Source organism: Salipaludibacillus sp. CUR1, from assembly GCF_021028955.1.
In the GTDB taxonomy this organism is placed as follows: Bacteria; Bacillota; Bacilli; order Bacillales; family Salisediminibacteriaceae; genus Salipaludibacillus.
This window is the reverse complement of the sequence record NZ_JAIWPE010000096.1, coordinates 16,997-42,836: the sequence shown is the minus strand read 5'-3', so window position 1 is coordinate 42,836 and position 25,840 is coordinate 16,997. Positions and strand designations below refer to the sequence as shown.

Genomic DNA, 25,840 nt, shown 5'->3' with positions numbered 1-25,840 from the left:
AATGAATGTGACATTAGAAATGACTTATAAAACACCTAAAGGGGTACAAACTGTTTTTTTCTCAGATACTATGAGAGCAGAGCAGGCCCTCATAATAGCTGATGATTTGGAAAGGACAGGCAGGTTAAGAAATATCGCCTTTTCAGACACGCGCGGTCATACGTGGTCACTTAAAGAACTCAGAAAATTTCTTGCAGAAATAGAAACAGAACCGCACCATCTTACGGTTTATTTTGACGGAGGGTTTGATCAGGGAACGAAGCAGTCAGGACTGGGCTGTGCGATTTATTATGAACAAAACGGCAAATCATTCCGCCTTAGAAAAAACCGGCTAGCCGGAGAACTTGATACTAATAACGAGGCTGAATATGCAGCTCTTTATCTTTCCTTACAAGAGTTAGAGCAGTTAGGGGTCCATCATCTTCCGGTCATATTTAAAGGTGATTCAAGAGTGGTTCTGAACCAGCTGAGCGGGGAATGGCCTTGCATGGAACCGGAACTGAATAAGTGGGCAGACCGTATTGAGGATAAGATGGAGCAGTTAGGCATTACCCCGGAATATCGTTTAATTTCACGTAAAAAAAACCGTGAAGCGGACCATCTGGCATCACAGGCCCTTCAGGAAATAGAAATTGCGAGTAACGCTGAAAGGCCTCAGGTAGAAAAATAATGATAGAGAATCAGCCATCCGGGCAGTAGCAGTTTGATGCTCCTGTCTTTTTTTGGTTTAATTAGGTAAAAGACGGAATTCGCTTCAGCCGGAATCTCTGGCAAGTGAGACAAAGTCAGGTAAAAAGTTTGATTGAAAGGTGATAAAAAATTAAGTAATCTGGAATTTCAGTGTAAATTTGTGATTGAACTTAAAGGTTTAATTCTTTTTATAGGTTGTTAAATTAAAAATTTACTAAAAGGAAATGCACAACGAGAGTATTTTACAAAAGGAAGAGTGACGTACCATGGAGGATATTAATAAGAAAAATATATCTATTGCTTTTAGCTGTTTAATCTTATTTGCAGTCATTTCAGTTTTATCTTTATTTAATCAGCTCGTTTTTTTAGATGAAACACTTATTTCATGGCTTACGGAAGGTGTGCCGTCCGTAGTCGTGTCTTTTATGGAAATAATTACTGTTATAGGCTCCGGAGAAGCCATTTTAATTTTGACGGGCATTGTCGGTGTTTATTTCCTTTATAAGAAAATGTGGAACCATGCTGTCTTTTTAATCGTCTTGACCGGAGGCGGAGTCGCGCTGAATTTTATACTTAAGATTTTATTTCAAAGGGAAAGACCTGGTGAGAGCAGCGTCATTGAGTTTTTCGGTTATTCCCTTGAAATACCGTCCTACAGTTTCCCGAGCGGCCACGCGATGAGGAGTGTCATATTATTTTCTTTTTTAATTTATCTGGCATACCGCCAGTTGGAAAATAACACGGCAAAAGTATCAGCGGCAGCTGTTTTCGGGGGATTAATTATTTTAGTGGCATTGAGCCGGATTATCACAGGCGCTCATTTCCCATCGGATATTTTGGCCGCAGCAATTATTTCAATTGCCTGGCTGAACGTATGCCTATTCACTTTCAGGGTATGGGGTGAGAAGAAACTGCCTGTAAAGAGTACAAGTAGTATTTAAATAATATAGAGAAAAGACGAACTGTGGTTTTACAGTTCGTCTTTTTATGAATGAATCCTATAGCAAACTAGCCGGAATTCTCCAGCTCTACCCTGCCAGCATGTAAAAAGCCAGCACTCCTAATATAGCGGGAATCAGTAAGCCTATTCCTCCGCAAATGATACCCGTAATTGCAAAACCCCTTCCCGGTTCTCCAGTCTGTTTAATTTCTTTTAAACCTAAAATACCAAGTCCAACTCCTGAAACAGCCAGCACCAGGCCCACTAACGGGAGTAAAAAAAGAATAATGGATAAAACCCCTGTTACCATCGATGTGACTGCTTTTAAGTTCTTATATTCTTTCATGAGGCACCTCTTTCCTATATACCTCTTTCCACTGCTACTTGTTTTTTAACCGGGGAATATTAGATAAAGCACAGGTTTTCAATTGAATTTTATGGTTTTAAGTGTTTTTGGTTAAAGATTGGCAAGACTTAGATATACCTATGTTTGGGTACTGATCCTTTTTGTGGAATTGCCTGTTTATAATACAGGAACAGCGGGAAGTGCTTATTAGTTAATAAACTCATGCAGGTATATAAAAGGAGGAATAAAATGGAGGCGGATACAAAACTGGAAGCGGGAAGCGCAAATGAGCCTAACCGGCTCAAATATTCACGGCGGAACTTTTGGTCCGGTTTCCTGTTCGGACTTGGGATGATTGCGTTTATTGATGAGATGGTTTTCCATCAGCTGCTCCGGTGGCATCATTTCTATGACAGAGCAACTACGGATGTTGGATTAATCTCCGACGGCCTTTTCCATGCGTTCAGCTGGTTTGCGACAATTGGCGGGCTCTTTATGTTTGCCGATTTACGCCGGCGGCGAGCCGTGTGGCTTACAAGGTGGTGGGGCGCTGTGCTTCTCGGTGCCGGAATTTTTCAACTGTACGACGGGCTTATCCAGCATAAAGTGTTCAGAATCCACCAAATTCGTTATGTTGAGAATTTAATCGTTTATGACATTATATGGAATACAGCAGCAGTCATTATGATTCTGGCTGGAATATACTTACTTAGACGGGCACAGAAAAGTGTTAAGCGGGAAGAGGGAAGATCATGATCGTATTAAACCACTCTCAACCGCATGGCCATTCTCATTCTACGGCTTTTTTTGATGTTGCCGGACTTGGGCCCCAGCTTATTCTCGCTTTCCCGTTTGTGATTGCTTTAGTCATTTACCTCTTTGCTGCAGCCGCAGCAAAAAGGAAAGGGAAATCGTGGCAGGGTTACAGGATGGTATTATTTACAATAGGAGCAGGGTGCGCACTTGCAGCCGTAATTGGTCCGCTCGCTGAATGGGCTCATGCCAATTTTACTGTTCATATGCTGGGACACTTGCTGCTGGGAATGCTTGCTCCATTATTAATGGTGCTGGCTGCACCAGTAAGACTGTTATTGCGGGCAATGCCTGTTAAGTGGGGCCGGCGCCTGACGAAAGTATTAAAAAGTTTGCCAGCACGTATCGTCACTGACCCTGCCGTCGCCTCACTTCTTAACATTGGGGGTCTTTGGATCCTCTACACTACTGAGTTGTATGCAGCCATGCACGATGATGTGCTGCTTCACTTGTTTATTCATATGCACGTCTTTTTAGCGGGGTATGTATTTACAGCGTCGATGATCTCAATTGATCCTATGCCTCACAGGACTGCTTATTTGTATAGGGCAATTGTGCTCGTACTCGCACTCGCCGGGCATCAGATACTATCCAAGTTCATTTATGCTAACCCGCCTGCAGGCGTGCCCAGGCCAGAAGCAGAAGCAGGAGGGCAGCTGATGTTTTACGGCGGTGATGCAGTTGACGTCTTCATTATTTTCATGCTCTGTCTCCAATGGTACCGTGCCGCCCGTCCCCGAGGCAAAATGTCCCAAAAGACATCCGCAGGCCAGTTTACCCCTGCGGCTGATTAAGGGGACAGACCCCCCATTTATTCCCAGACAAAAAGGCTGTTGCTCAGCCTTTTTGTCTGCCATATTATTTATTTTTTTTATCCTGGGGATCTATAAATAAAGAGCCGTCAGTTTGAACTTGAGCATAGAAAACATCTGAAAAGGAATGAATGCCTGCTTGATCCAGCTGTTGTTTTAGCCAGTCGATGTCAAGTTTCAGTTTTTCTAAGTTTTTCTTTATGACCAGTCCGTCAGAAATCACTTCGGTTGGCAGAGGGAAGACTTTCTGCGGGCCTGTAATATTCATATCCTGTTTTGTTAAAGGCAATTTATAATCCCGTGGCAGAACTGATAATTTCCCGTTAGGTTCAAGTATCGCATAATCCACCTCAGCTAGAGAAAAAATTCTTTGCTGGCGCAGCATGGAGTTTAAAGCGTCCAAGTCGAGCCTCTGATTCTTTAATTCTTTGTCGACTATTTTACCTTCTTTAATCACAATAACAGGATCACCTGTGACCACTTTTCTTCCTTCTTTTGATTTTATATCAATAAGATCCATAACAAGTGTTAAAATAGTCCAGCCTAACAAAGCTATAAAACCGTGTTGAATACTGAAGTTAGCATTAACGACAAGGTTTGCGGAGATAGAACCAATAGCAATAGCAGAGGCAAAATTAAAAAACGTCATCTGGCTTATTTCTTTTCTTCCCGTAATTCGGGTCATCACAAATAAAACTAGAAAACTGAACGCTATCCTTAATATAAGTTCAGAAGTATCCATATAAGCAGCCACCTCAAAAAGGGGTCAGACCCCCCATTATTTACCATATATATTCACTTACAGCAGAAGCGGGTTATTAGTATAACGTGTATTAGTGATATTTATTCAGGGCGGGGAGGTAATAGCCAGAGGCCATAAATGGCGATGAAAGAGTAACTAATGCAGGTTAGAATAATCAATAAGAGAGCAGGCAATGAAAGGGGGGAGAATGTGGGTAAAGTGATCCCTGAGCTTTATGATGCATTGATGGCTCCTCTGGAGAGAATAAAGTTTCGTTCTATTCGGCAATCTTTAATCCAAAAAGCAGAGGGGAAAGTACTTGAAATTGGTTCGGGTACCGGACTTAATTTTCCTTATTATACAAAAGCAGAAGCTGTCACAGCAGTTGAACCTAATTCTGTAATGCTCCGTAAATCTAAAAAACGAATAAAGGCTGCACAGGTGCCTATTGAAGCTATTCAGGCAGATGCTCAAAAATTGCCCTTCTCAGATGATAGCTTTGATATGATTGTTGGAACGTTAGTTTTTTGCACCATCCCTCATCCTGACATAGCTTTAAAAGAGTTACGCAGAGTGTTGAAAACTGATGGAACTCTGCTGGTATTTGAACATGTCCGCCTCGACCGGCCCACAGCAGCAAAGATGCAGAAATGGGTAACTCCGGTATGGAAACGAATGTGTGACGGTTGCCATTTAGACCGTAATACACTTGCTAACATAAAAAAATCAGGCATGACTGTTGAGCAGGTTAAGAAATATAACAGCGGTCTGTTTTTAGCTGTTCAGGCTAAAAATTGAGTAAATATACTGTGCTAATAATGTGAAAAACGGGCCGTAACCTATAATTTAAAGGCTGGTTAATTAGCCTTTTGTTAAATTTTCTAATTGAAACTTGGCGGTATGCCAAGTTTTTTTATAGCTAAAAATAGTATATTCCAACGGCTCCTAACAAATAATACTTCTACAAGTTATTGCTAAATGAGGGACTGATATGAAGCCGGATAATTTCAACCATTCACCTGTCACACTTACCTCTCTTTTAGAAACCCTAAAAGCTTCCAGGGACTTCCATTTGCAAGCCTTTACTATAGCAGGTAAACCTTTTAACCTTTTTTACTATAGTTCTCTCACAGACCAAACAGTCTTTAAAAAAGAACTTCTCCCTTGTTTGAGAAAAGCAGAAAACTCTAGTTTAAAAGAAATAACAGAGGCCATCCCTTTTATAGAAGCATTAATCGTTAAGGATGTGAAGAAGGTAGAAGAAAAGCTGCTTACAGGTTTTCTTGGTCTCAATCTTCAAGGCGGGACGGATGAATGTTTGCTTATTCCAGTGAAAGAACAAAAACATAGAGATGTCACTGTTCCTGAAGTGGAGTTTAGTGTAATCGGTCCAAAAGAAGGTTTTATTGAAGATATTGACACAAATATTTACCTTATTAGAAAACGCCTTCCAGTCAAAAACCTGATAAATAGTGAAATTGAGGTTGGTTCGTTATCCAAGACACGGGTGGCTGTACTTTATTTGGATGGGATTGCAGACGAAGAAAATGTAAATACCATCAAACAAAGAGTTGAAGATATAGAGTTTGACCATATTGATGACAGCTCTTATATTAACCAGTTAATCGAAGATAATTCCAAATCTCCGTTTCCTCAACTGCTTGATACTGAACGACCAGACAGGACGGCTGCTTCTTTGACCGAAGGCAAAGTCGCCGTACTTGTAGACGGATCTCCCACAGCAATTATAGGTCCGACTACTTTTCTGGAATTTTTTTCTGCATTTGACGATTACTTTTCCAACTGGATTATTTCATCAATATTAAGAGTAATCAGAGTGTTTAGTGTGGCATTTTCCATTTTTGCAACAGCCATTTATGTAGCTGTGCTAACCTATCATACACCACTGATACCAAGAGATCTGCTGGATACTCTCGTTCAGTCACGTGACGCTATTCCGTTTCCTCCAATCATTGAGGCGGTATTTCTGGAATTAACAATTGAGCTTTTACGGGAAGCAGGAGCACGCCTGCCTTCTAAAGTTGGCCAGACGATCGGGATTGTAGGCGGTATTGTTATCGGAACAGCAGCGGTTGAAGCAGGATTAACCAGTAATGTGCTTTTAATTATAGTGGCTCTTTCTGCTTTAGCCTCTTTTACAACACCTATCTACCGGATAGGGAATACGATCAGGCTGCTCCGTTTTCCATTTTTATTTGCTGCCCAGCTATGGGGTTTAGTGGGCATATTTATCGGTATTGGTTTTCTGCTCGTTCACCTCCTGGGTTTGACTTCACTTGGGAGGCCTTATCTTGAACCGCTTTATCCTCTGCGTTTACAAGACATGAAAGATTCAGTAATCAGACTGCCTTTTAGTAGGCAATCCCAGCGGCCGGTCCACATGCGTCCTGATAATCCTAAGCGTTTTAATAAGCAGCAAGCGAGAAAAACGCGCGATATTGATGACTAGTCAAGAAAAGGGGGGACAGTAGTGGCTAATCTCATACCGGAACGATCAAAAGTATCCCCCTTTTTTTTGTTTTTTCTTATTCCAGGCATGCAGGTAGGAGTCGGGGTGTTTGGCTTTCCCCGTTACTTAGCTGACGAAGCAGGGTTTGACAGCTGGCTTGCCGTGATTATAACCGGGATTTCTACGTCAGTAATCATTTGGCTTGTCTTTATTATTTTGAAAAGAGGGGGGGGAGATATTATAGAAATACACAGGAATACTTTTGGGAAATGGATTGGAGGTTTTATATCTTTCCTGATGTTTCTGTATCTTTTTTCGTTTTCGTTAGTTATTCTTCGTACATATACTGAAGTCATCCAAATATGGATATTCCCGGATCTTTCAACTTGGTCTATTACTTTGGCTTATTGTATTTTAGCGTATTATGCCGTTATAAAAGGTTTCAGGGTGGTGACCGGGCTTAGTATTTTTGCAGTGATCATTTCTTTCCTTGCCTTCAGCAGCTTAATCGGTCCATTGGAATATATAGAAGTCCGAAATTTACTTCCTCTTCTGGATCACTCAATTTCGGAATATCTTACTTCAGCTAAAACTATGGTTCTTGGATTTTTAGGAGTTAAAATGCTTTTTATTTATTATCCGTTTATTAAAAAACCTGATAAAGCGGTTAAGTGGGCGATTGGAGGAAATGTATTCACTCTCGTCGTTTATTTGTTTGTAGTATTGGCGGCATTTGTATTTTACAGTCCGGGTCAATTGCAAAAAACGGTCTGGCCTCTCTTCACAATGTGGCAAATCATTGAGCTTCCTTTTATTGAACGTTTTGAATATCTGGCTATACCTGCATGGGGAGCAGTTATATTATCAGGCGTCTGTTTAGCTCTATGGGTATCCAGCAGAGGGTTTCGTTTATTATTCTCTTTTAATCAGAAGCAAACGTTAATCGTCCTTCTTCTCATAGTGTTTAGTTTAAGTGTCATTTTTCAAACTCGTGAAGCAATTGACCGGATGAATACTGTCACTGCTGAGATTGGTTTTTACTTTACTTATATATACATTCCAATTCTCTGGCTGATTCAATCTATTAGAAAGAAAGGAAGCTCCTAATGAAAAAACTCGTTATTCTGCTCACGTTTTTAACCAGTGCCTGTGTCCAGCAGGAAATAGTGGACGAACTGTTACTGATACATGCAACAGGAATTGATTATGTTGACGAGTTAAATTTTAGGGCTACTGTAAGTGTGCCGATCTATAAAGGTGATAATGGAAATAACTCAGGTGAAGGTGTAACCAGTGAAACAATTACGGCAGTTGGCCGAACAGCTAAAAACATACGGGCTGAAATGGACAGTAAATCACCGAAGTTAATTAATAACAGCAAATTGGCTGTTGTTCTGTTTAATAATGAGATGGCAAAAAAAGGGATAATCGAGCAGGGTGATACGTTTTACCGTGATCCATTAGTGGGGCAACGTCTTTATTTAGGGGTGTTTGAAGGATCCACAAATCAGCTTTTGGAAAACCAGCCCTCCCTCCAGCCGGAAATCTCAAAGTACTTGTCTGAGCTTATTGAACAGAATATTAATAATCATAATATTCCAAAAAGCAATATGCATGTATTTGTTTATCGTTTATATCAGGAAGGGATGGAAACTTATCTGCCTTATTTGAAGAAAGTTAATGATCAGGTCCAAGTGACAGGGGTTGCAATCTTTAAAAATGACAAGATGGTTTCTGCTCTTTCGCTGGAAGAGTCAATAATATTTAAAATGTTAATTGAAAACTTTCAGGGGGGTACTTACGAAGTGGCCCTTCCTGACAAGGAATTTGCCTCTATCAGAAATTTAAGTGCCCAGTCCAGTTACCAGGTTGAGATGCGGAAAGGGATGCCGGAGATTACACTGAATCTCCGTACTAAAGGGTACGTGAATGAATATTCCGGAATACCGCTGGATCAGAAGAAAATTAATGAAATTAACCACCTGTTGGAGGAAGAGCTCACAGTAGAAATTTCTAAGTTGATTAAAAAGTTCCAGGATTTAGAGACAGACCCGGTCGGTTTAGGTTTTCAAGTTAAAACACGGACTAGAGGCTGGGATGAACAAAAGTGGACAGACCAGTACCCCAATGTGAAGGTGCACGTCAATGTCGATACGATAATTACACACGGGGGAGTCAGTGATTAAAATAGAATTTCATTTTCTTAAGAATCAAACTAATGAGTTTTTTTATTCTCTTTACTTTGCTGTTATGTAAGTTTGATTACTTGAAAACTCATTTTTTCCCATAAAAAAGATAGAAATATTTAACATTAGACCGTATGAATGTTATGGTAAACTTGTGGTAATAGGTTTTGAGTTTACAAGGAAGAGGTTTTAGAGCGGAGGGGAAAACTCAAAAAAAGACTGCAAAATATAGAAATCAGGTAAATAAATTAGTATATTTAAAAAAATGTATTAAATTGGTAAACATATTGGCATTTACAGAGGGAGGTTTTCATGTATCAGAATGAGAAATTGTATGATTATTTAATGGAACATACAGATCAGTTAACTGAAGAATGGTATAACTCTGTTAAAATTAGTGCGCCAGAAGGGATTTATTCCTCACCGGATTCAGAAGTAATTAACAACTTGAAAAGGCAGAATAATGATTTTCACAGACGTTTTTTTGCCGTATTCAACAGTGAAATAAACACTTTTGAAAACAGCCTCAAAGAGTGGATTGATGAAATAGCAAAAGATGAAGAACATTTAAATACGCCTTTGCATTTGATTCTTAATGAATTTAACAGAACAGAAGAACAATACTTTAATTTACTGGATCAATACGTTGATTTGGTAAAGAATGACTATGCAGTCAAAGAGGTCATTAACTGGTATAGAGTTATAGGCGATTGGTTTAGAGAAATAGCGGTAAGGTTTGTTGAGGAACATACTAGGTACGCTAAACAAAGAATAGAAGCACAAGAGGAAGTCATTATGGAACTGAGCTCACCAGTTATTTCTTTAAGCCCTCAGGTCGCATTGCTTCCTTTAGTCGGAAATATCGATTCCTTCCGCTCAAAAATTATTCTGGATAAAACAATTGACCAGTGCTCGAAGCAGCGCGTGAATTACCTGCTGCTCGATTTATCCGGTGTAGTAACAATAGACGAAATAGTGGCAGAAGAACTGATGCACCTTATACGGGCCCTTAAGCTAATCGGCGTGACAACCACTCTTTCCGGAATGAGGCCTGAATTAGCCAGATCTACTGTCCAGTTAGGTATAATGTTTGAAGAGGTGACCATTAAACCCTCCCTTGCTGAAGCCATCCAATTGAGAGAGTTTACTTTTAAATAGACGTTTTTAAATATTTATCTCCCTTTAGATCAGCTTTCGCTGGTCTTTTTCTTTTCCCTTAATTAAGTAAAAGAATAAATAAAAGCGGCTTAAAAACCACCGCTATTTAATTTATTCTTGAAATTTTACGATTTGACCCACTTAACAGCTTTTTCCAAATCATCTGCAGAAAACCGCTGGACATCGGTCTCACTTGCAGTATCTACGATAGCGGCTGCAATATTAAATATATTTTTATCAGTCACTACCGCATATTTTTCAATATCATTAAAGTTATTTTTTATAAACTTAAAACGGTTGTTTATACTGCTGACATCTTGAATAGGAAGTTCAGGGAACCGGACCATTAACCTGATCTTTCCGTATTTCCCTATTAATTCTTTCATTTTATCAGAGGCATCTCCAAATTCTTCTTCTGAAACATTCTCAGTAACTTCGAATGCAATAAAATTACCCTCGCTGACAGATAATTCTCTAATCATAAGTTTCACCCCGGTTAGTAGTTTTTTAACCCTATTATATGAGTACCATTACCCCCATTAAAAAATTTTAAAAGCCCTAAATTTCCCTTTTGTCGAAAAATAGCGAAAAAAGCTGAATACACCGCCATAAAATTTTTCTCAGTTCATTTTCAGTTCATACTTCCATGTTAGTCTTTTACAGTGCTGATGACAGAGCCGGCAATTACCGGTTCGCCAGTTACAACCGGTAATGTAAAGAAGACAATTATGGGGGAAGACAATGACACACGTATGGAAGATATTTAAACAGGATTTATTGAATATTAAACGAGTGCCTCTCGTAGGCATTCTTCTTATAGGACTGGCAATTCTGCCGTCTTTATACGCCTGGTTCAACTTAAGTGCCTCCTGGGATCCTTATGCCAATACGGAAGGAGTTCAGGTGGCGGTGGTCAATGAAGATAAAGGCGCTTATGTTGATGGAGAATTCATCAACGTAGGGGAAGAACTGACAGAGAATCTTCAAAATAATGATAACTTCGGCTGGTCTTTTGTTGAAAGGGAGGAAGCTGAAAAAGGGGTGGAATACGGAGACTATTACGCAAGTATCTATATAAGCAGCTCATTTTCTGAAGATCTCTCAAGCGTGGTTAAAGGAGAACCGGACTCGGCGCAAGTTCATTACCAGGTCAATGAAAAAGTGAATGCCATAGCTCCTAAAATGACGTCCGCAGGCGCATCTGCGATCGTAAAAGAGATTAATGAGCAATTTATTGAAGAAACCTCAAAGTCTTTATTTCAGGAGTTTGACAGGCTCGGGCTTAAACTGGAAGAAGAACTTCCTACATTCCGCAGAATTAAACAAACAGTTTATGACCTTGAGTCCCATTTTCCTGCTGTAAACGAATTTGCAGATCAAGTGGTGGCGTTTGATGAAAATTGGGGGGAAATTGATAACCATATAAATCAGTTTCTGGAATTAAGGAGCCTTAGTCCCCAGATTGATGAAGGAACGGAACAAATTCTCCTGCTTGAAAGCCGCCTGCCCGAAATCAATGAACTGGGCGAAGGCGTGCTTCAATTGGAAGAAACCATTCCAGACATTGAAAAAGCAGTGGCGGAGGTTGACGAGTTAAACAACCGGTTTGCAGACATTGCAGATCTGCTTGAAGAAGCTCTCGACGGCGCCAGGGAAGCTCAAGTAACGATTGAGAATGCCCAGGAAATGCTGCCGGAAGTCGAAGAAAGAGCTGACTCAATTGAAGACTATTCAGAAGCTCTCATGGTTTTTATAGATGAAGTTGAAGGTTCGTCTGAAAAAGTCAGTGAGACAGTCGCCCAGCAGGCGCTGTTCGCGAGTCAGACAGCTGCTTCTGCAGAAAATACTCTGAATATGTTTATAGACAATGAGGAGGAAGATAATGCAAAGGACGTGCTGAAAGAATTAGATGAACAGCTTGCAAATCATATAGACGTTCTTGATAACGCCATAGATATGTACAGCTCAATTCATGACTATTCCGGGGATGAGGAACTGCTTGAAGTTATTAACCAGTTAACGAAGGTAAAAGAGCAGCTTCAAACATTTCAAAAGGAACTTCAGGGCGCGTTAACGACGATTGAATCTGGTCAAACTCCAGGAAAGGACCTAATAGAGTCCCTGCAGTCAACCGCTTCAGAAACTGAACAAATGGCAGGCGGCCTTCACGATTATTTAATGGGAGAAGGGGCCGATCAGACAGATCAAGCCATCCAGAACCTCAGATCCGGTCTGGTGAACGCCGGCAACTCTTTCGAAGAAAATTATAAAGCTTTACAAACAGTAGAAGAAACGCTTGAAAATGCAGAAAAAATAGCTGTTAGTGGAGAAGAAAGTATTGAAGAACAAATTGAACGGCTTCCTGAATTGGAAGAAAGCATTAAGAATATAACTCAGCAAATTCAGGACACACTCCCGCTTATTACAGAGGCAATTGAATCAGCAGCCGCCTTTGTCCGTGAGGATCTGCCAGGCATTGAAGCAAAAATATATGAGACGGCCGATTTCATACGGGATGACTTGCCTAAAGTAAAAGAAGACTACCGGAGGCTGGCCGAATTATTAGAAGAAAATATGCCGCAAGTGGAGGAAGCAGTAAACGAGCTCGCTGAATTTTCCCGCAGCGAGCTACCTGAAATGGAAGAAAATTTAGGAGAAGTGGCGGATCAAATACGTGACATAGAAGAAGAGGACCGACTGAATGAAATTATTTCAGTTCTGCGGAATGATCTTGATGAAGAAACTGATTTTTTCGCAAACCCTGTAAATTTAGTGGAAGAAGAGCTTTTTCCAATACCTAATTACGGATCGGCCAATGCGCCTTTTTACACGACCTTAAGTCTTTGGGTTGGCGCTTTGCTGTTATCTAATTTGATCAGCACCAATTTACACACAGTGGATCGCCGTCCGGAATTTACTCTTCGCTCAATTTATCTTGGAAGAATGATTTTGTTTTTAATCATGGGCGTTCTCCAAGGGTTAATTGTAAGCATAGGAAATCTCACTCTTCTTGGCGTGTATGCAGACAGCCCATACTTATTTGTTTTATTTTCAGTTATCATAGCCGTTGTTTTTATGACAATGGTTTATACACTGGCCTCCATTTTGGGCAACATTGGCAAGGCTTTGGCTATTGTGCTTCTTGTGCTGCAGCTGTCCGGCGGAGGAGGGACATTCCCAATTGAAGTCGCTCCGCCATTCTTCCAGCAGATCAATCCTTATTTGCCCTTCACTTACGCTATTAACCTGCTGAGAGAAGCAGCAGGAGGGATTATACCGGCTCTCGTATGGAAAAACGTTATCATTCTGTCAGGCTTCTGGGTATTAACCCTCGCTGTAGGACTTCTTTTAAAACCCGTGCTTGCCTCCAGAATTGAAAGGACATACGCTAAATCCAAATCCAGCCGCCTCGTAGAATAGAACAGACAGGAAGACAATTCCCGTTTAATACTACAGGTGATATTATAAAAAGTAATGGGGATGGTATGGTTGGTGCAACTGGTGTCGCACCAACCCCAGTCTCAGGAACAGAAAATCAGCCGACCCACCGCATAAACGAGATAATAGAAAGGCAGGGGACGTAATAATGACTACTATACTAATTGCTGATGACGATCCGCATATCAGAAAACTGATGAGGTTGTATCTTGAAAACAGCCAGTTTAATGTGATTGAAGCGGAAGATGGGCAAGAGGCACTGGATCTGGTCTCTGCGGAAAAGATCGATCTGGCGATTATTGACGTAATGATGCCTCATTTAGATGGTATTGAGTTAACCGAAGATATCCGATCGTTCTTAAATATTCCTATCCTTATGGTGACAGCGAAAGGCGAATCCCAGGATAAAGTAAAGGGCTTTAATGCTGGAACGGACGATTATTTAGTTAAGCCGTTTGATCCGGTTGAGTTGAACCTGCGTGTGAAAGCCCTTTTGAAACGCTATAATATTAACCTGGAGAACCTTGTGAAAATAGGAGATGTAACTATAGATGTAGAGCGCCTGACCGTGGCATCGGCGCACGGGACCGTCCAGCTGAAACGGAAAGAATGTGAGCTGCTCTTTACGCTCGCCGGTTCTCCCGGAAAAATTTTCACGCGTGCCCAGCTGATCGAGAAAATATGGGGGTACGACTATGAAGGTGATGAAAGAACAGTAGACGTCCATATTAAAAGGTTAAGGGAGCAGATGACCCCTTTTCCTGAATTAACGATAACGACCGTCAGAGGCTTAGGATACCGGCTGGAGGAAAACTGATGATTAAAAAAAGCCTGTATTTGCGGATAGTTGCGACCTTTATTAGTGTCGTCTTAATAAGTTTATTAGTTTCATATATGATTACATCCTTGTTTTTTCAGCGGGAAGTGCTTTTTGAAGAAGAAATTACAAATGTCACCCGGGGAGTTGCAGGGGTCGTGGAGATGACTGAGGCTCAGAATATTGATGACATGATAGAGACACTAAAAGAATTTCATTTTGAAGTGATGATCGTAAATGAAGAAGGGGAACCGCTTTCTGAGGAGCCCTCTTTTCCTGTCAGTGAAGGGGCCTACCAGGAAGTAATCACAGGGAGCGCGGTTTCACCGGTCGTATACCATGAGAGCCAAGCCAGGGTAGGGGGGATGCCGGTAGAAATAGGTGATGACTCGTTTGCCCTCTTTGTTCATATGGATTATGAAGCGGAAGGCGAAGCGATCAGGAACGTCATTCTAATAGCTCTTCTAATTGTTCTTATTGTTGGAAGTCTGTTAATCTTTCTGGCTTCCCGGTATGTCGTTGATCCAATAAAAAGGTTAACGGCAGCAGCTAAAGAAATGGCCACAGGAAACTTTTCCATCAGGGTCAAGAACAAAGACAACAAAGACGAAGTGGGTGAGCTTATAAGGAGCTTTAACCATATGGCCGCTGAAGTGGAGCAAATAGATCAAATGAGAGATGATTTTGTAAGCAGTGTCTCCCACGAGTTCCAGTCGCCCCTTACGTCAATCAGAGGTTTTACGAAAGCAATCCGGGACGATATTGTGCCGGAAAAAAACCAGAAAGAATATCTTGATATTATATATAAAGAAACAGAAAGACTTTCTCGGCTGAGCGAGAATCTTTTGCAGCTGGCGTCGCTTGAATCAGACCAGTATCCGTTTAAACCTGTTAATTACCGGCTTGACGAACAGGTGAGACGCGCCGTACTGGCAACAGAGCCTTTATGGAAAAAGCGGCAGCTGACAGTGGAATTGGATCTTGAACCGGCGGAAGTAACAGCAGATGAAGATTTATTCAGCCAAGTATGGGTAAACCTGTTAACTAATGCGATTAAATACTCTCCTCAAGGAGAAATCATTACTGTCACCCTTAGAAAACAAAGCAGCCATATTCAGGTAAGTATTAAAGATAACGGGAAAGGAATACCTGAAGAAGCTTTCCCTCATCTTTTTGACAAATTTTATAAAGTGGATAAAGCAAGAAGCAGTTCCACTGACGGAAACGGATTAGGCTTATCAATTGTGAAGAAGATTTTAACCATTCATAACTGTGGAATTAATGTCTCCAGTGAAAAGGAAAAAGGGTCTGTTTTTTCGGTGGAAATTCCGTTTAATAGAGAGTAAATAGATGCGTCCTGCCCAGCCTGGCAGGACGTTTTTCTCTTTAAAAAATTATTCTTATTAGAATCAAAAATTAAGACGTATGACAGCTTCTGCAGGTTTGTCGGCAGACTGATTTTTTACAGTATACGCCTTTTCACCAGTTCACAGTGAGTTCATAAACCTTTTATAAAATATAAAGGGAGAAAGAAATTATACAAAATCGACGGGAAGAGGTGTCAACACAAATGAGCCTATCGAAGACGGACAGGAGGACAAGCGAATTGCCAGGAAACCCTCGTTCTTCTGAGTCGGAGGTCTCTCCAAGAAAAAAGTCTGTCAGGGAAATTGTAAATTTGCTGAGGAGCCAGGGCATACACGCAGACTTTTGTGTACGGCGTAAAGAGGATAAAGAAAACTTATAGAAGATTTGAACCCGAGTATAAAGCAGGAATGACTGAGGAGGAGAAGGATATGGAAACAGCAGCCCCTATAAATATGAGGAAGCTGAAAGCTGTTAAAAAGGAATTAACGCGGTTTATGATGACGTACCAGTTTGCTTTGGATGAGTTAAATACTAAAATAGATATTTTACAGCAGGAGTTTCATTACATTCATGATTATAATCCGATAGAACATGTGAAATCACGAATTAAGACACCGGAAAGTATTATGAACAAAGTCTGGAGGAAAGGGTGTGACCTGACAATTCCATCAATCAGGGAAAACATTCAGGATATTGCAGGTGTAAGAATATCGTGTGCCTTTCTGTCAGATATTTATGAGATAAGCGACATGCTCGAACGGCAAAAAGATATTCACGTGGTGGAAAAAAAAGATTATATCGCTCATCCTAAACCTAATGGTTATCAAAGCCTTCATTTAATTCTTGAGATTCCTGTCTTTATGTCAGACAGAGTGCTTGACGTATATGTCGAAGTCCAAATCCGCACCATTGCCATGGATTTCTGGGCAAGCCTCGAACACAAAATTTATTATAAATACAATAAAGACGCGCCGCCTGCTATTCTTCAGGAATTAAAGGAAGCAGCAGAAACGGCAGCCCATCTTGATATTAAGATGGAAAGGATTCACAAAGAGATAAATGAGTATAAAGACAACGACAGCAACAGTGATCTTATAGCTAATAATGAAAGGTTTCGTCTTCCAAGAGAATTCCTGTCTTCCTATATTAATGCAGCAAGATAGTATATACAGAAAGGAGATTGGGAGATGGGGCCTGAAAAAGGTAAAAAAATTACTGGTGCGCTGTCAGGTCTGGCAGGTTTGTACGTGGTGTATGCCTTCCTCACAGGGGCGCTCCTGTTTCAGTTCAACGAGCCGGCTGACGGCAATGTTAGCAGCTCAGATCCTGACCGCTTCTATGGAAATGGACATGCAAATGACAGAGTAGTGCTGTTGGAAGACAGAGAAGAATCAGGTTTGGGACGTATCCACCTTATTGAAAATGCTGATGAATCGATCGATCTGTCTTATTTTACGCTGCACGACGGCCTGTCAGCAGATTTTTTACTCAGCGCACTAGTGGAGGCTGCGGACCGTGGGGTAGAGGTCCGTATTTTGCTGGACGGCTTGTTTCATAATTTACGAGGCGATTTAAAAGAAATGACTTATGCCTTAACGGCTCATCCGAATATAAAGCTTAAATTTTATGAGCCATTTGATGCTGTGCGCCCTTGGACTTGGAATAACAGGCTTCACGATAAAATGATGATCGTGGATAACAAAAAAGGACTGGTTGGCGGGAGGAATATAGGAGATAAATATTTCAGCCCGGAAGGTTACGAAGGAGCTTCTAATGACAGGGATCTCCTGGTGATTAATACAGTTGGTGACAGTGATAGCAGCAGTGTTCTTCCAGAAATGACTGCTTATTTTAATGAACTCTGGGAGCATCATTTTTCCAAAAAACCTGTTGCCGACCTTTCTAAACGGCAGAAAAAGTCGGGAGAGGAGACGGTTAATGCAATAAGAAAGCAGGCTTCTTCGCTTCGGGTAACGTATGACTGGAAATTTAACCGCGAGATCGACTGGCTGGCAAAATCATTGCCCGTTAATAAAGTAACCTTCATACACAATCCGATAGAACGGCTTAATAAGGACCCTAGGGTATGGAGGGACCTGGCCGCTTTAATGGAAAATGCCTCAGAATCCATCGTTATCCAAAGTCCTTATCTCATTCCTGACGACCGGATGATGACTTATATAAATGAAGAGGAGATTGAGGCCTCTGATATTGCTCTGTTGACAAATTCTCTCGCGGCTACTCCGAATATCCTGGCATACTCAGGTTATGCCCATTTTAGGGAAGAGATGACAGAGGCGGGTATTTCGGTTTTTGAATTTCAGGAAACATCAGAATCGTTGCACGCAAAAACATTCATCTTTGACGAAAGAATAACTGCGGTAGGGTCGTTTAATCTGGACCCGAGAAGCACATACCTGAGCACTGAGGTTATGCTCGTAGTCGATAGCCGTGAGTTAGCTGACTTAGTCATAGACAAAGTCGACAATTATATCACTTATCAAAGCCTGCAGGTTTCAGATAAAGGGGATTACATTAATAACTCTTATGTGGAAAAAGAAGAGCCTTCTTTTGGTAAATCAGTACTAACAGGAATTTTGTCGCTTTTTACGAAATATTTCGTGTATTTGCTTTAACAAGTGAGAGTAATCTTCATCCAAAGAAAGTTTATAAAAACCGACGTGTAGGTAAAACTGAGATTTCTAAAAGCTCTCTTAATTTCTTCAATAGGAATTTGTAAAAAAGTAATGTAAAGCATAGCGGTTAACAGGGGAACAATGAAGCTTTCGGCATGCTCACTCATAATTTCTGATTGCCCTAAACTAATCCCTATAATGACTGCTGAAAAAATAATAAGGGTATATAATTTCTCAAATAGTGTCATAGTTTTCCTCAGCCCAGCCAAATAAATTTATACAAACCTCATATTATCATAATTTGTCAAAAGGAGCGGCCCCCCTGCAGCGATGTTGCTAAAGCTTTTTCCACTCAGCCATAAAATAACGGATAGCAAGGTTAATCCCTGGCTATCCGTTAAATCGATTTTCATCTTTATCTTTATCTTTTCTCCCATTCAAGATGGTCTATAAATAAATCCAACCAAACATTAAACAGGACCCCATTATTATCTTCTCTGTCTGAATGAGCATGCTTATAATACCATTCATTGTCTATTTCCAAAAATTCTATATATCCATCGTAAAAGTCATTTCCCCTGCCACTGTAGTAGGAAAAATGATACTGACTTCCGCCGCCAAGATCTTCATGATAAGCGAGATCAATTTCAAAAGCCTCAAACATTATCTCCTTCCCTTGATCAACCGGGAATCCTTCGTTTAATTTGCCAAATGAATAAAAGCTGTTTTTGGAGACATCAGTGTCTGTGAAACGCCATTCAACAAACTGGTCATGCTCAACGCGTTCAACTTCTGTTCCAATCGGGCGGTAACTGGTCAGGCCTAATTCGCCGATGTCATAAAGTTCAATCTCAAATTCTTCAAACATGCGAGCTCCTATAGATAAAATAACTGTTTTTTCTGTTGGGCGCTCGTACTCTGACTGTATTTCCCCTTCAGAGCCATCCACTGTAAAAGGCTTTGAGACGAACATTTGAGAAAAGAAGACCCAGGATAGAGGCCAGCTCTCTTCATCGTTCAGAGGAACGTTCATCGTGTAGATCATCGGGTGGCCAAATAATTCAGACAGATAAAGTTCTTTAAAACGCCCAGTTTCCTCATCTATAAAACTGTACATTTCAGTTTTTTCGTAATCAAACGGAAACTCTTCATGAAACCTTAGAATCTCAAAGTTTTCGATATAATCAGGAGAAACAGTTGTTGCCTCTGTCATAGACATGTCAGATAGAATGTCATCTAATTGTTGCTCATACAGATTTTCATTCAGGTCGTTCTCATATAAGTAGAGGGACATTTCTTCTGAATCAGGCCCAGTGAAAATAATTGAATGCACATCCTCTGTATAATCTTCATTTACAGACCACCCGTCAGGCAGTGAAACCGATAAATTCCCGTTATAGATAGAGTATATATCCATCTCATTTAAATCTTCGATATCAATTGACTTCCTGTTTAGCACCCTTTCTAAAACTTGAGGGTTTTCTTTTATCTCGTCCAAATTAAGATTTCCAGTTTCTTCTCTCTCTTCATTGTTCAAGGGAGTACGTGATTCTTGTTCAGAACTTTCTCCGTTTCCTGAATCGAGAGGCATTTCTCCCGGCATAAAATCATAGTTCAGTAGGATAAGAGCGGCAATACCTGCAGCCGATACAGTCATTGCTGATCCTATAATACGCTGGCGGTTAGTCAGCTTTTGTTTATTTTTACCTTTTGAAATGTTTTGGTTTAACCCATTTCGAAAAGCCTGCAGACTTTTTTGTCTGGCTTCTTCAGACGGTTTAATTTGGTTCCTTTTTTTCATGAGTTGAATGAGCTCATCTCTACTGGTTTGACGCTTAGTCATTAATTGCTCACCTCCAGGTTAAGTTGTTCATGTAAAGCCAGGCGTGCCCGGCGTTGTGCTGATTTGATTGAGAGAGCAGTTTTACCCATAATTTCTGCCGTCTCTGTTATAGAAAAATCTTCAACAAACCTCAGGTGAAGAATCATTCGATAGGTCTCGGGAAGCCTGTCAATCGACTCGAAAATTTCATTCATATGTATATTGCGTAGAACGGTTGTTTCTGCAGCTTCATACTCGCCTGCAATTCCTTCCATGGTGTCTTGATCCATCGTAAGTGATCTCTGCTCTTTTTTTCGTTTTCGGTAATAATCAATTACTACATTTCTTGAAATTTTAAAAATCCATGTTTTAAAGGAGGCATGTCCTTTAAAACGGTCGAGACGATTTGCAGCTTTAAGAAATACATCCTGCAATAATTCCTCGGTATCATGATAGCTGTTCGTCTGGATGTAAATGTAGTTAAATATACGATCAACATAACGTTCGTGCAGTTCATGGATTGCATGCTGATCTCCCGAAAGAATTTTATGTATAAGTTCCTCATCTGTCATCAATTGACCCTCCTGTTCTTCTTTCATAAGTATAGACGGACAAAAATAGAAAAAGGTGCTCGAAAAAGAGAATTTTAAAATTTAATAGTAAATGAAATGATAGAGGAAAAAACATGGGCCTTCTGTCAGCTTAAGTTGCAGCCTCTCACACTAAGCAGCTGCTTCTTCGGGTCTTCAGTCTAAAAGGCCAAGTGAACAGGCTGCTTATAAAGGTGTTCGGATTCTATCAGTTCAATCAAAATGTCTGCTGAAGAAAGGAAGATTATTTTCTCACTTTGGGTAAATAAACTCTGAAACCACTTTAAAAATAGTTTGAATATTCAAAACAAAGGTATGATATTAGTGAAATGGTTTTCTTATATCAATTAAGGAGGTTTTTTCCATGGAATTTTTAAAAAAGTTGTTGTAATTACTGGGGCTGCCGGAGGCATTGGCAAGGAAGCAGTTAAACTTTTTCAAATGACGAAGCAAAGGTTAGATTAGTAGATCTAGATCAGGAAGCATTAGATCAGGTAGGATCGGAATTAGACTAAAAACAGTTGCCATGGATGCAGGAAATGAAGCTCAGGTTAAAAACTGCATAGAAAAAACTGTTGAAGCTTTTGGTAAAGTAGATGTGCTCTTTAATAAGGCTGGTATTGAAGGAAAAGTACTCCCAACGAGGGGCCTTGTGACACTGCGCAGAAAGTCACGCTACGGCCTTGCCCCTTTATGCATCGGCGGCATGGGTGTATCCAGCATCGTCGGAATGGAAAACTGAAAATCTCTGAAGTCTTAGAGATCAGGTATAACTATAAATTATATAAGAAGAGGGGTTTATATGAATAACAAAGTAACATTTATTACAGGGGCAGCAAGCGGAATCGGTTATCAAATAGGGGAAGCATTCCTGAAAGAAGGCTCAAAAGTCGTTTTCACAGATATTAACGAAGAAAAGATTAACGAAGTAACTGAAAATCTGAAAAAAGAAGGTTACGACTGTCTCGGACTTAAAGTTGATGTGACGAGCGAAGAAGATATTAAGAAGGCAATCATTAAAACGGTTGAAACTTACGGAAGACTGGACGTTCTTTTTAACAATGCAGGTCTTCAGCACGTTTCACCGATTGAAGAATTCCCGACTGAAAAATTTGAATTTATGATTAAAGTTATGCAGGTCGCACCATTTATAGCGATGAAACATGCACTTCCGGTCATGAAAAAACAGGGCGGCGGCCGTGTTATTAACATGGCTTCCATTAACGGGGTGATCGGCTTTGCCGGAAAAGCGGCGTATAACAGCGCGAAGCACGGTGTCATCGGTCTCACAAAAGTGGCGGCATTGGAGACAGCAGAACACAATATCACTGTTAACGCCATCTGCCCTGGTTATGTTGATACGCCGCTCGTGCGAGGACAGTTTGAAGATCTTGCAAAAACCCGGAATGTACCGGTAGAAAAAGTGAAGGAAGAAGTTCTCTACCCGCTTGTGCCTCAGAAACGTCTGCTGGCCGTTCAGGAAATTGCTGACTATGCCCTTTATCTTGCAGACGATAAAGCAAAAGGTATTACAGGGCAGGCTGTGGTTCTTGACGGCGGTTATACAGCCCAGTAAGAATATTTATAAAGAGGCTTGCCAAAAGGCAGCCTCCTCCCACTCCTCTTAGTCGTTGACGACCTCTTCCTGGGCGTGTAATACTCGTAAAGAAATCACATAAACCCCTTAAACCGTGTCTGCACAAGAGTTGAATGGACGTAGTTAATCATGGTCACGTAATCGAAGACAGGCAGCTGCACGGCCTGCTGGACTGCGGCGGCGTATGGCGGAAGGCTGCTGCATTCCAAAAGAAGCAGTTTTACAGCGGGTTCGTCTTCAGTGAGTTGCCTGGCTACCGAAACTACTTCCTGTTCAATTAAGTCAGGTGCAATAATACCGATTTCATCATGTGCAGCTTTTCTGAAGTTTTCCTGACCTTCAAGGCCGCGGACACAGAGAGAAACATGAGAGTTTATTCCGAGCCCTTCCAGTATCTTTTCGTCAAAATAATCTGCTTTGCTGCAAATTATGCCGATTTTCTCGCCTTTTTTAAGCATATGGGACATAAAGGGAAGCTGAAGCAGACTGGACATAAAGACGGGGACTTTTAGTGTGTCAGCCAGTGCTTCCTGATACATCGCTAAATAGCCGCAGTCCCCGGTCACAGCTTTAACACCTTCATTGACGAGATCCTGCCCTGCTTCAATCAATGGTTCCAGCATTGACCGGTCTTTATTTAACAGTTTATCGAACGTTAAGCCTTTCACCGTTTGAAACCTGACAGGAAAGCTGTAAGTCGTAGCGTTGCCAACATCTCCCGGAATAAAGGGGGTGAATGTATCAATTAATATAATGCCGATTGAGACACCGTAGCTGACCTGGCCTTTGTTAGCTCTTAAAATCACCTGTGTGTCCTCCTGGTTCCAGTGGTTTTAGTGTAAATAACGTACCTATTCCTTTCTGGGGTGTGAACCTGCCTGTGAGACGGAGCGCTTCCCAGAAGCTGGCCTGGTTTGCCGTAATCACCGGTCTCTTAATGGCAGTTTCAATATCTTCCAGCCACTGAACAGAATGTAAAGCTGTATCGGGAATTAACAAAGCATCAATATCGGACCGGCTGTTGTCTGCTGCGAATTGAAGCACCTCTTCTTTTTGCAGCGTGCCTACCTCTGCCGCGGTAATAATATTCTTGCTGGCGTACTGAACGACTTCAATCTGAAAATTTTCAAGGAAATTCTTAAAAATGACTGCTATGTCGTCAGGGTAGGTGGCTGCGATGGCAACCCGCTTCGCGTTAAGAGTTTGTGCGGCATGGATAAAAGCTAAGGCGGTCGTTGAAGCAGGGACCTTTAAAGCGTTTTCCATGGCGGCGACTTGTTCTTTAATCCCTTCCAGACCGAGAACAAAGCTGGCACTGGTGGAAGTCCACAGCACCGCATCTAAATTTTTACCAGCTAACTCTTTTGTTCCTTCGTTAATGCGCTTAACGCTTCCCATTTCGCTTAACGCTTCCACTGTGTGTGCGTCTTCGATGAATGTCGTATGGACAAGCTCCACATCTACTCGGGGAGTGACCATTTGCCCTATTTGCGGAAAGTCATCTTCGGCGGCAAAGCCCGGATAAAGAAACCCCACTTTAACAGATTGATGGTTTTTAGACATACTCATATTTCTCCTTTAATAAAATTAAGCATTCCTTACTTTTCATATACAACGCAGCCTCTCATTAGCTCTATCACCAATCACATGGTGATTTTACATTCTATTAAAAACATGCCAAGATAAGACCGTAAAATTTTCTTGGAGATAGGAATAAATTTATAAAGAAATGAGTGTCCGTCAATGGATATCATAAATACTGACGTTTTAATCATAGGATCAGGTGCCGCGGGCCTTTCAGCAAGTGTTTATGCCGCCCGGTCAGGCCAAAAGGTGCTCGTGATTGATAAAGGGGCTGTCGGGAAAAGCGGCTCGACCGTGGGGGCAGTGCAGATTGCCAGTTTAGGTGAATGGTCCCTTAACGGAGACAGTGAGGAAACTTACTTAAAAGATATTGAAGAGAGCGGCAGGGGACTCAGTGATCCGGAACTCGCAAAAATCTTAGCGGGGGAGATTTCTGAAAGAATTAACGAGCTGATCGCCTGGGGGTTAAAACTGGATGTCGATGAAAAGAAAGAAGTGGCAGTCTTTTCAACTGCCGGACATTCCATCTCACGCTCGGTCAGCGCGAGAAAAGGCAAAACCGGACTTGGGATCCTCCAGACGTTATTAAAAAAAGCACGGTCTCTTAAAGATAACCTCAAAACATGGAGCGATGTTATTACTCTGGAACTGCTCACGTCGTCTGAAAGAGTCACAGGAGCGCTCGTCTTTGATTTAACGGAGAATAAACTGTCTATCATTCACGCTAAAACGGTTATTCTTGCTACCGGCGGAATGGGCCAGCTTTATCCGGTAACGAGTAACCCTGTCCAAGCGACAGGAGACGGGTTTTCACTCGGGCTGGGAGCAGGCGCCGCTCTTAAAGATATGGAACAGGTACAGTTTTATCCGGTCAGTTTAAAAGCCCCTCAGTCTGTTGCAGGCTTCTGTATCAGCTTTTATCATTATTCCAGGCTCTATAACAAGGACGGGCACCGCTTTATGGCAGATTATGAACCTTGGACGCTCGAAAATACAACGAGAGATAAACTGTCTCTTGCTATGGCTTCTGAAGTGGGCCAGGGCCGTGGTACAGAAAATGGGGCAGTGTTTATGGACGTGACACATACAACAAGTAGAGTTAAAAGCGACTTTCCTCACGAATATGAAATGTGCATGGATAGGGGAGTCGATTTAACTACGGATCGTGCGGAAGTCGGTCCTGCGGCTCACTTTATCATGGGAGGAGTTCAAATCGATGGGAATGGCGCCTCTTCCGTGCCGGGTCTGTACGTTACAGGAGAAACGGCAGGCGGGCTGCACGGAGGCAACCGTCTCGGAAACAATGCCCTTTCGGAGTGCCTTGTGTTTGGAGCGCGGGCGGGGCAGGCTGCCGCAAATGAATCAGCTGAGAGGGAGAATCGTTTTTCCACGTCCCTAAACGGATACGTCAGCGAATGGTTACAGAAATTAACGGGCGATTCTCCAGTCAGGGGAAAAAACGGCGTAAGTCCTTATGATATAAAAAGAAAGATACAGTCAGTGATGGACGAAGGAGCCGGAGTGGTTCGTTCGGATAAAGGCCTTCATCAGGCCAGGGAAAAGCTCGAAAAAGTAGACGTCCTATTAAAAGAGGCTAAGGCACCTTCGTTAAAACCTTATTCGAGAGAAGTCATTGATTTTATAGAGAGCCGCCATATGGTCCGCACCGCTAAAGCAATCGTTGAAGCAGCAATGCACAGAACTGAAAGCAGAGGCGCCCATTATAATGAGGACTATCCGGGGCTTGAGACTAAGCCATATCATACGAGTGTAACTTATCTGGATGACCGGTTTGTCTGTCAAAGACAGCCTTTTAAAGGAGATCGGTAAT

At 41.4% G+C, this 25,840-nt stretch carries 24 protein-coding genes; 17 read left to right on the top strand and 7 right to left on the bottom strand.

The features are described from left to right. The first annotated feature begins 1 nt into the window (after position 1). Positions 2-670, top strand: a complete 669-nt coding sequence (locus K8O68_RS18910; RefSeq protein ID WP_230898334.1) for a ribonuclease H family protein — start codon at positions 2-4, stop codon at positions 668-670. A gap of 286 nt (positions 671-956) precedes the next feature. Further along, positions 957-1,631: a phosphatase PAP2 family protein gene (locus K8O68_RS18905; RefSeq protein ID WP_230898333.1), complete on the top strand. Its 675-nt coding sequence runs from the start codon at positions 957-959 to the stop codon at positions 1,629-1,631. An 87-nt stretch (positions 1,632-1,718) separates the two neighbouring features. On the opposite strand, the gene K8O68_RS18900 is transcribed toward K8O68_RS18905, so the two are convergent. Continuing rightward, complete coding sequence (locus tag K8O68_RS18900; protein WP_230898332.1) at positions 1,719-1,976, bottom strand: DUF4190 domain-containing protein; 258 nt, start codon at positions 1,974-1,976, stop codon at positions 1,719-1,721. Positions 1,977-2,225: 249 nt separating this feature from the next. On the opposite strand from K8O68_RS18900, the gene K8O68_RS18895 reads away from it, so the two are divergent. Beyond that, complete coding sequence (locus K8O68_RS18895; RefSeq protein WP_230898331.1) at positions 2,226-2,732, top strand: DUF2243 domain-containing protein; 507 nt, start codon at positions 2,226-2,228, stop codon at positions 2,730-2,732. After that, entirely contained in the window at positions 2,729-3,583 is an 855-nt protein-coding gene (locus tag K8O68_RS18890; RefSeq protein ID WP_230898330.1) for a cytochrome c oxidase assembly protein, read from the top strand. Before K8O68_RS18895 ends, K8O68_RS18890 begins: the two co-directional genes overlap by 4 nt. Before the next feature lie 64 nt (positions 3,584-3,647). Here K8O68_RS18890 and K8O68_RS18885 read toward each other — a convergent pair whose 3' ends face one another. Further along, positions 3,648-4,343 (bottom strand): YetF domain-containing protein, encoded by a 696-nt coding sequence (locus tag K8O68_RS18885; protein ID WP_230898329.1) that lies wholly within the window; start codon positions 4,341-4,343, stop codon positions 3,648-3,650. 210 nt (positions 4,344-4,553) lie between these two features. On the opposite strand from K8O68_RS18885, the gene K8O68_RS18880 reads away from it, so the two are divergent. The 5 genes from K8O68_RS18880 to K8O68_RS18860 all read left to right on the top strand — a co-directional run bounded on the left by K8O68_RS18880 (position 4,554) and on the right by K8O68_RS18860 (position 10,157). Beyond that, positions 4,554-5,141 (top strand): class I SAM-dependent methyltransferase, encoded by a 588-nt coding sequence (locus K8O68_RS18880; RefSeq protein WP_230898328.1) that lies wholly within the window; start codon positions 4,554-4,556, stop codon positions 5,139-5,141. 193 nt (positions 5,142-5,334) lie between these two features. Next, positions 5,335-6,813: a spore germination protein gene (locus K8O68_RS18875; RefSeq protein ID WP_230898327.1), complete on the top strand. Its 1,479-nt coding sequence runs from the start codon at positions 5,335-5,337 to the stop codon at positions 6,811-6,813. 21 nt (positions 6,814-6,834) lie between these two features. After that, complete coding sequence (locus K8O68_RS18870) at positions 6,835-7,920, top strand: GerAB/ArcD/ProY family transporter (RefSeq protein WP_230898326.1); 1,086 nt, start codon at positions 6,835-6,837, stop codon at positions 7,918-7,920. Beyond that, positions 7,920-8,999 (top strand): Ger(x)C family spore germination protein, encoded by a 1,080-nt coding sequence (locus tag K8O68_RS18865; protein WP_230898325.1) that lies wholly within the window; start codon positions 7,920-7,922, stop codon positions 8,997-8,999. The genes K8O68_RS18870 and K8O68_RS18865 overlap by 1 nt, the downstream gene beginning before the upstream one ends. A gap of 312 nt (positions 9,000-9,311) precedes the next feature. After that, entirely contained in the window at positions 9,312-10,157 is an 846-nt protein-coding gene (locus tag K8O68_RS18860) for an STAS domain-containing protein (protein ID WP_230898324.1), read from the top strand. A gap of 125 nt (positions 10,158-10,282) precedes the next feature. Here the strand turns inward: K8O68_RS18860 and K8O68_RS18855 are convergent, their stop codons facing one another. Continuing rightward, positions 10,283-10,639 carry a SpoIIAA family protein gene (locus K8O68_RS18855; RefSeq protein ID WP_230898323.1) on the bottom strand — a complete coding sequence of 119 codons (357 nt, stop codon included), beginning with the start codon at positions 10,637-10,639 and terminating at the stop codon, positions 10,283-10,285. Positions 10,640-10,898: 259 nt separating this feature from the next. Between K8O68_RS18855 and K8O68_RS18850 the strand changes: the two genes are divergently transcribed. The 5 genes from K8O68_RS18850 (at position 10,899) to K8O68_RS18830 (ending at position 18,416) form a co-directional block, all read left to right on the top strand. Beyond that, positions 10,899-13,577 (top strand): YhgE/Pip domain-containing protein, encoded by a 2,679-nt coding sequence (locus K8O68_RS18850; protein ID WP_230898322.1) that lies wholly within the window; start codon positions 10,899-10,901, stop codon positions 13,575-13,577. Between the two features lie 166 nt (positions 13,578-13,743). Continuing rightward, positions 13,744-14,412, top strand: coding sequence for a response regulator transcription factor (locus K8O68_RS18845; protein ID WP_230898321.1), 669 nt, complete (start codon positions 13,744-13,746; stop codon positions 14,410-14,412). After that, a complete protein-coding gene (locus tag K8O68_RS18840; protein WP_230898320.1) occupies positions 14,412-15,758 on the top strand; it encodes a sensor histidine kinase in 1,347 nt (448 codons plus the stop codon). The genes K8O68_RS18845 and K8O68_RS18840 overlap by 1 nt, the downstream gene beginning before the upstream one ends. A gap of 450 nt (positions 15,759-16,208) precedes the next feature. Then, complete coding sequence (locus K8O68_RS18835; protein ID WP_230898319.1) at positions 16,209-16,943, top strand: GTP pyrophosphokinase; 735 nt, start codon at positions 16,209-16,211, stop codon at positions 16,941-16,943. Positions 16,944-16,967: 24 nt separating this feature from the next. Then, entirely contained in the window at positions 16,968-18,416 is a 1,449-nt protein-coding gene (locus K8O68_RS18830) for a phospholipase D-like domain-containing protein (RefSeq protein WP_230898318.1), read from the top strand. A 421-nt stretch (positions 18,417-18,837) separates the two neighbouring features. On the opposite strand, the gene K8O68_RS18825 is transcribed toward K8O68_RS18830, so the two are convergent. Together K8O68_RS18825 and K8O68_RS18820 are read right to left on the bottom strand one after the other, a co-directional pair. Further along, complete coding sequence (locus K8O68_RS18825) at positions 18,838-20,259, bottom strand: hypothetical protein (protein ID WP_230898317.1); 1,422 nt, start codon at positions 20,257-20,259, stop codon at positions 18,838-18,840. Continuing rightward, positions 20,259-20,810 carry an RNA polymerase sigma factor gene (locus K8O68_RS18820; protein WP_230898316.1) on the bottom strand — a complete coding sequence of 184 codons (552 nt, stop codon included), beginning with the start codon at positions 20,808-20,810 and terminating at the stop codon, positions 20,259-20,261. Before K8O68_RS18820 ends, K8O68_RS18825 begins: the two co-directional genes overlap by 1 nt. Positions 20,811-21,288: 478 nt before the next feature. Between K8O68_RS18820 and K8O68_RS18815 the strand changes: the two genes are divergently transcribed. Both K8O68_RS18815 and K8O68_RS18810 read left to right on the top strand, forming a co-directional pair. Further along, positions 21,289-21,570 carry an SDR family NAD(P)-dependent oxidoreductase gene (locus K8O68_RS18815; protein WP_370640558.1) on the top strand — a complete coding sequence of 94 codons (282 nt, stop codon included), beginning with the start codon at positions 21,289-21,291 and terminating at the stop codon, positions 21,568-21,570. 60 nt (positions 21,571-21,630) lie between these two features. Then, the gene (locus K8O68_RS18810; RefSeq protein ID WP_230898314.1) at positions 21,631-22,404 is read left to right on the top strand and encodes a 3-hydroxybutyrate dehydrogenase; all 774 of its coding nucleotides are present in this window, start codon (positions 21,631-21,633) and stop codon (positions 22,402-22,404) included. 95 nt (positions 22,405-22,499) lie between these two features. Here the strand turns inward: K8O68_RS18810 and K8O68_RS18805 are convergent, their stop codons facing one another. Next, positions 22,500-23,231 carry an aspartate/glutamate racemase family protein gene (locus tag K8O68_RS18805; RefSeq protein WP_230898313.1) on the bottom strand — a complete coding sequence of 244 codons (732 nt, stop codon included), beginning with the start codon at positions 23,229-23,231 and terminating at the stop codon, positions 22,500-22,502. Then, positions 23,215-23,988: a maleate cis-trans isomerase family protein gene (locus tag K8O68_RS18800; protein WP_230898312.1), complete on the bottom strand. Its 774-nt coding sequence runs from the start codon at positions 23,986-23,988 to the stop codon at positions 23,215-23,217. The genes K8O68_RS18805 and K8O68_RS18800 overlap by 17 nt, the downstream gene beginning before the upstream one ends. A 180-nt stretch (positions 23,989-24,168) precedes the next feature. On the opposite strand from K8O68_RS18800, the gene K8O68_RS18795 reads away from it, so the two are divergent. Next, positions 24,169-25,839: an L-aspartate oxidase gene (locus K8O68_RS18795; protein ID WP_230898311.1), complete on the top strand. Its 1,671-nt coding sequence runs from the start codon at positions 24,169-24,171 to the stop codon at positions 25,837-25,839. Position 25,840: the final 1 nt, after the last annotated feature.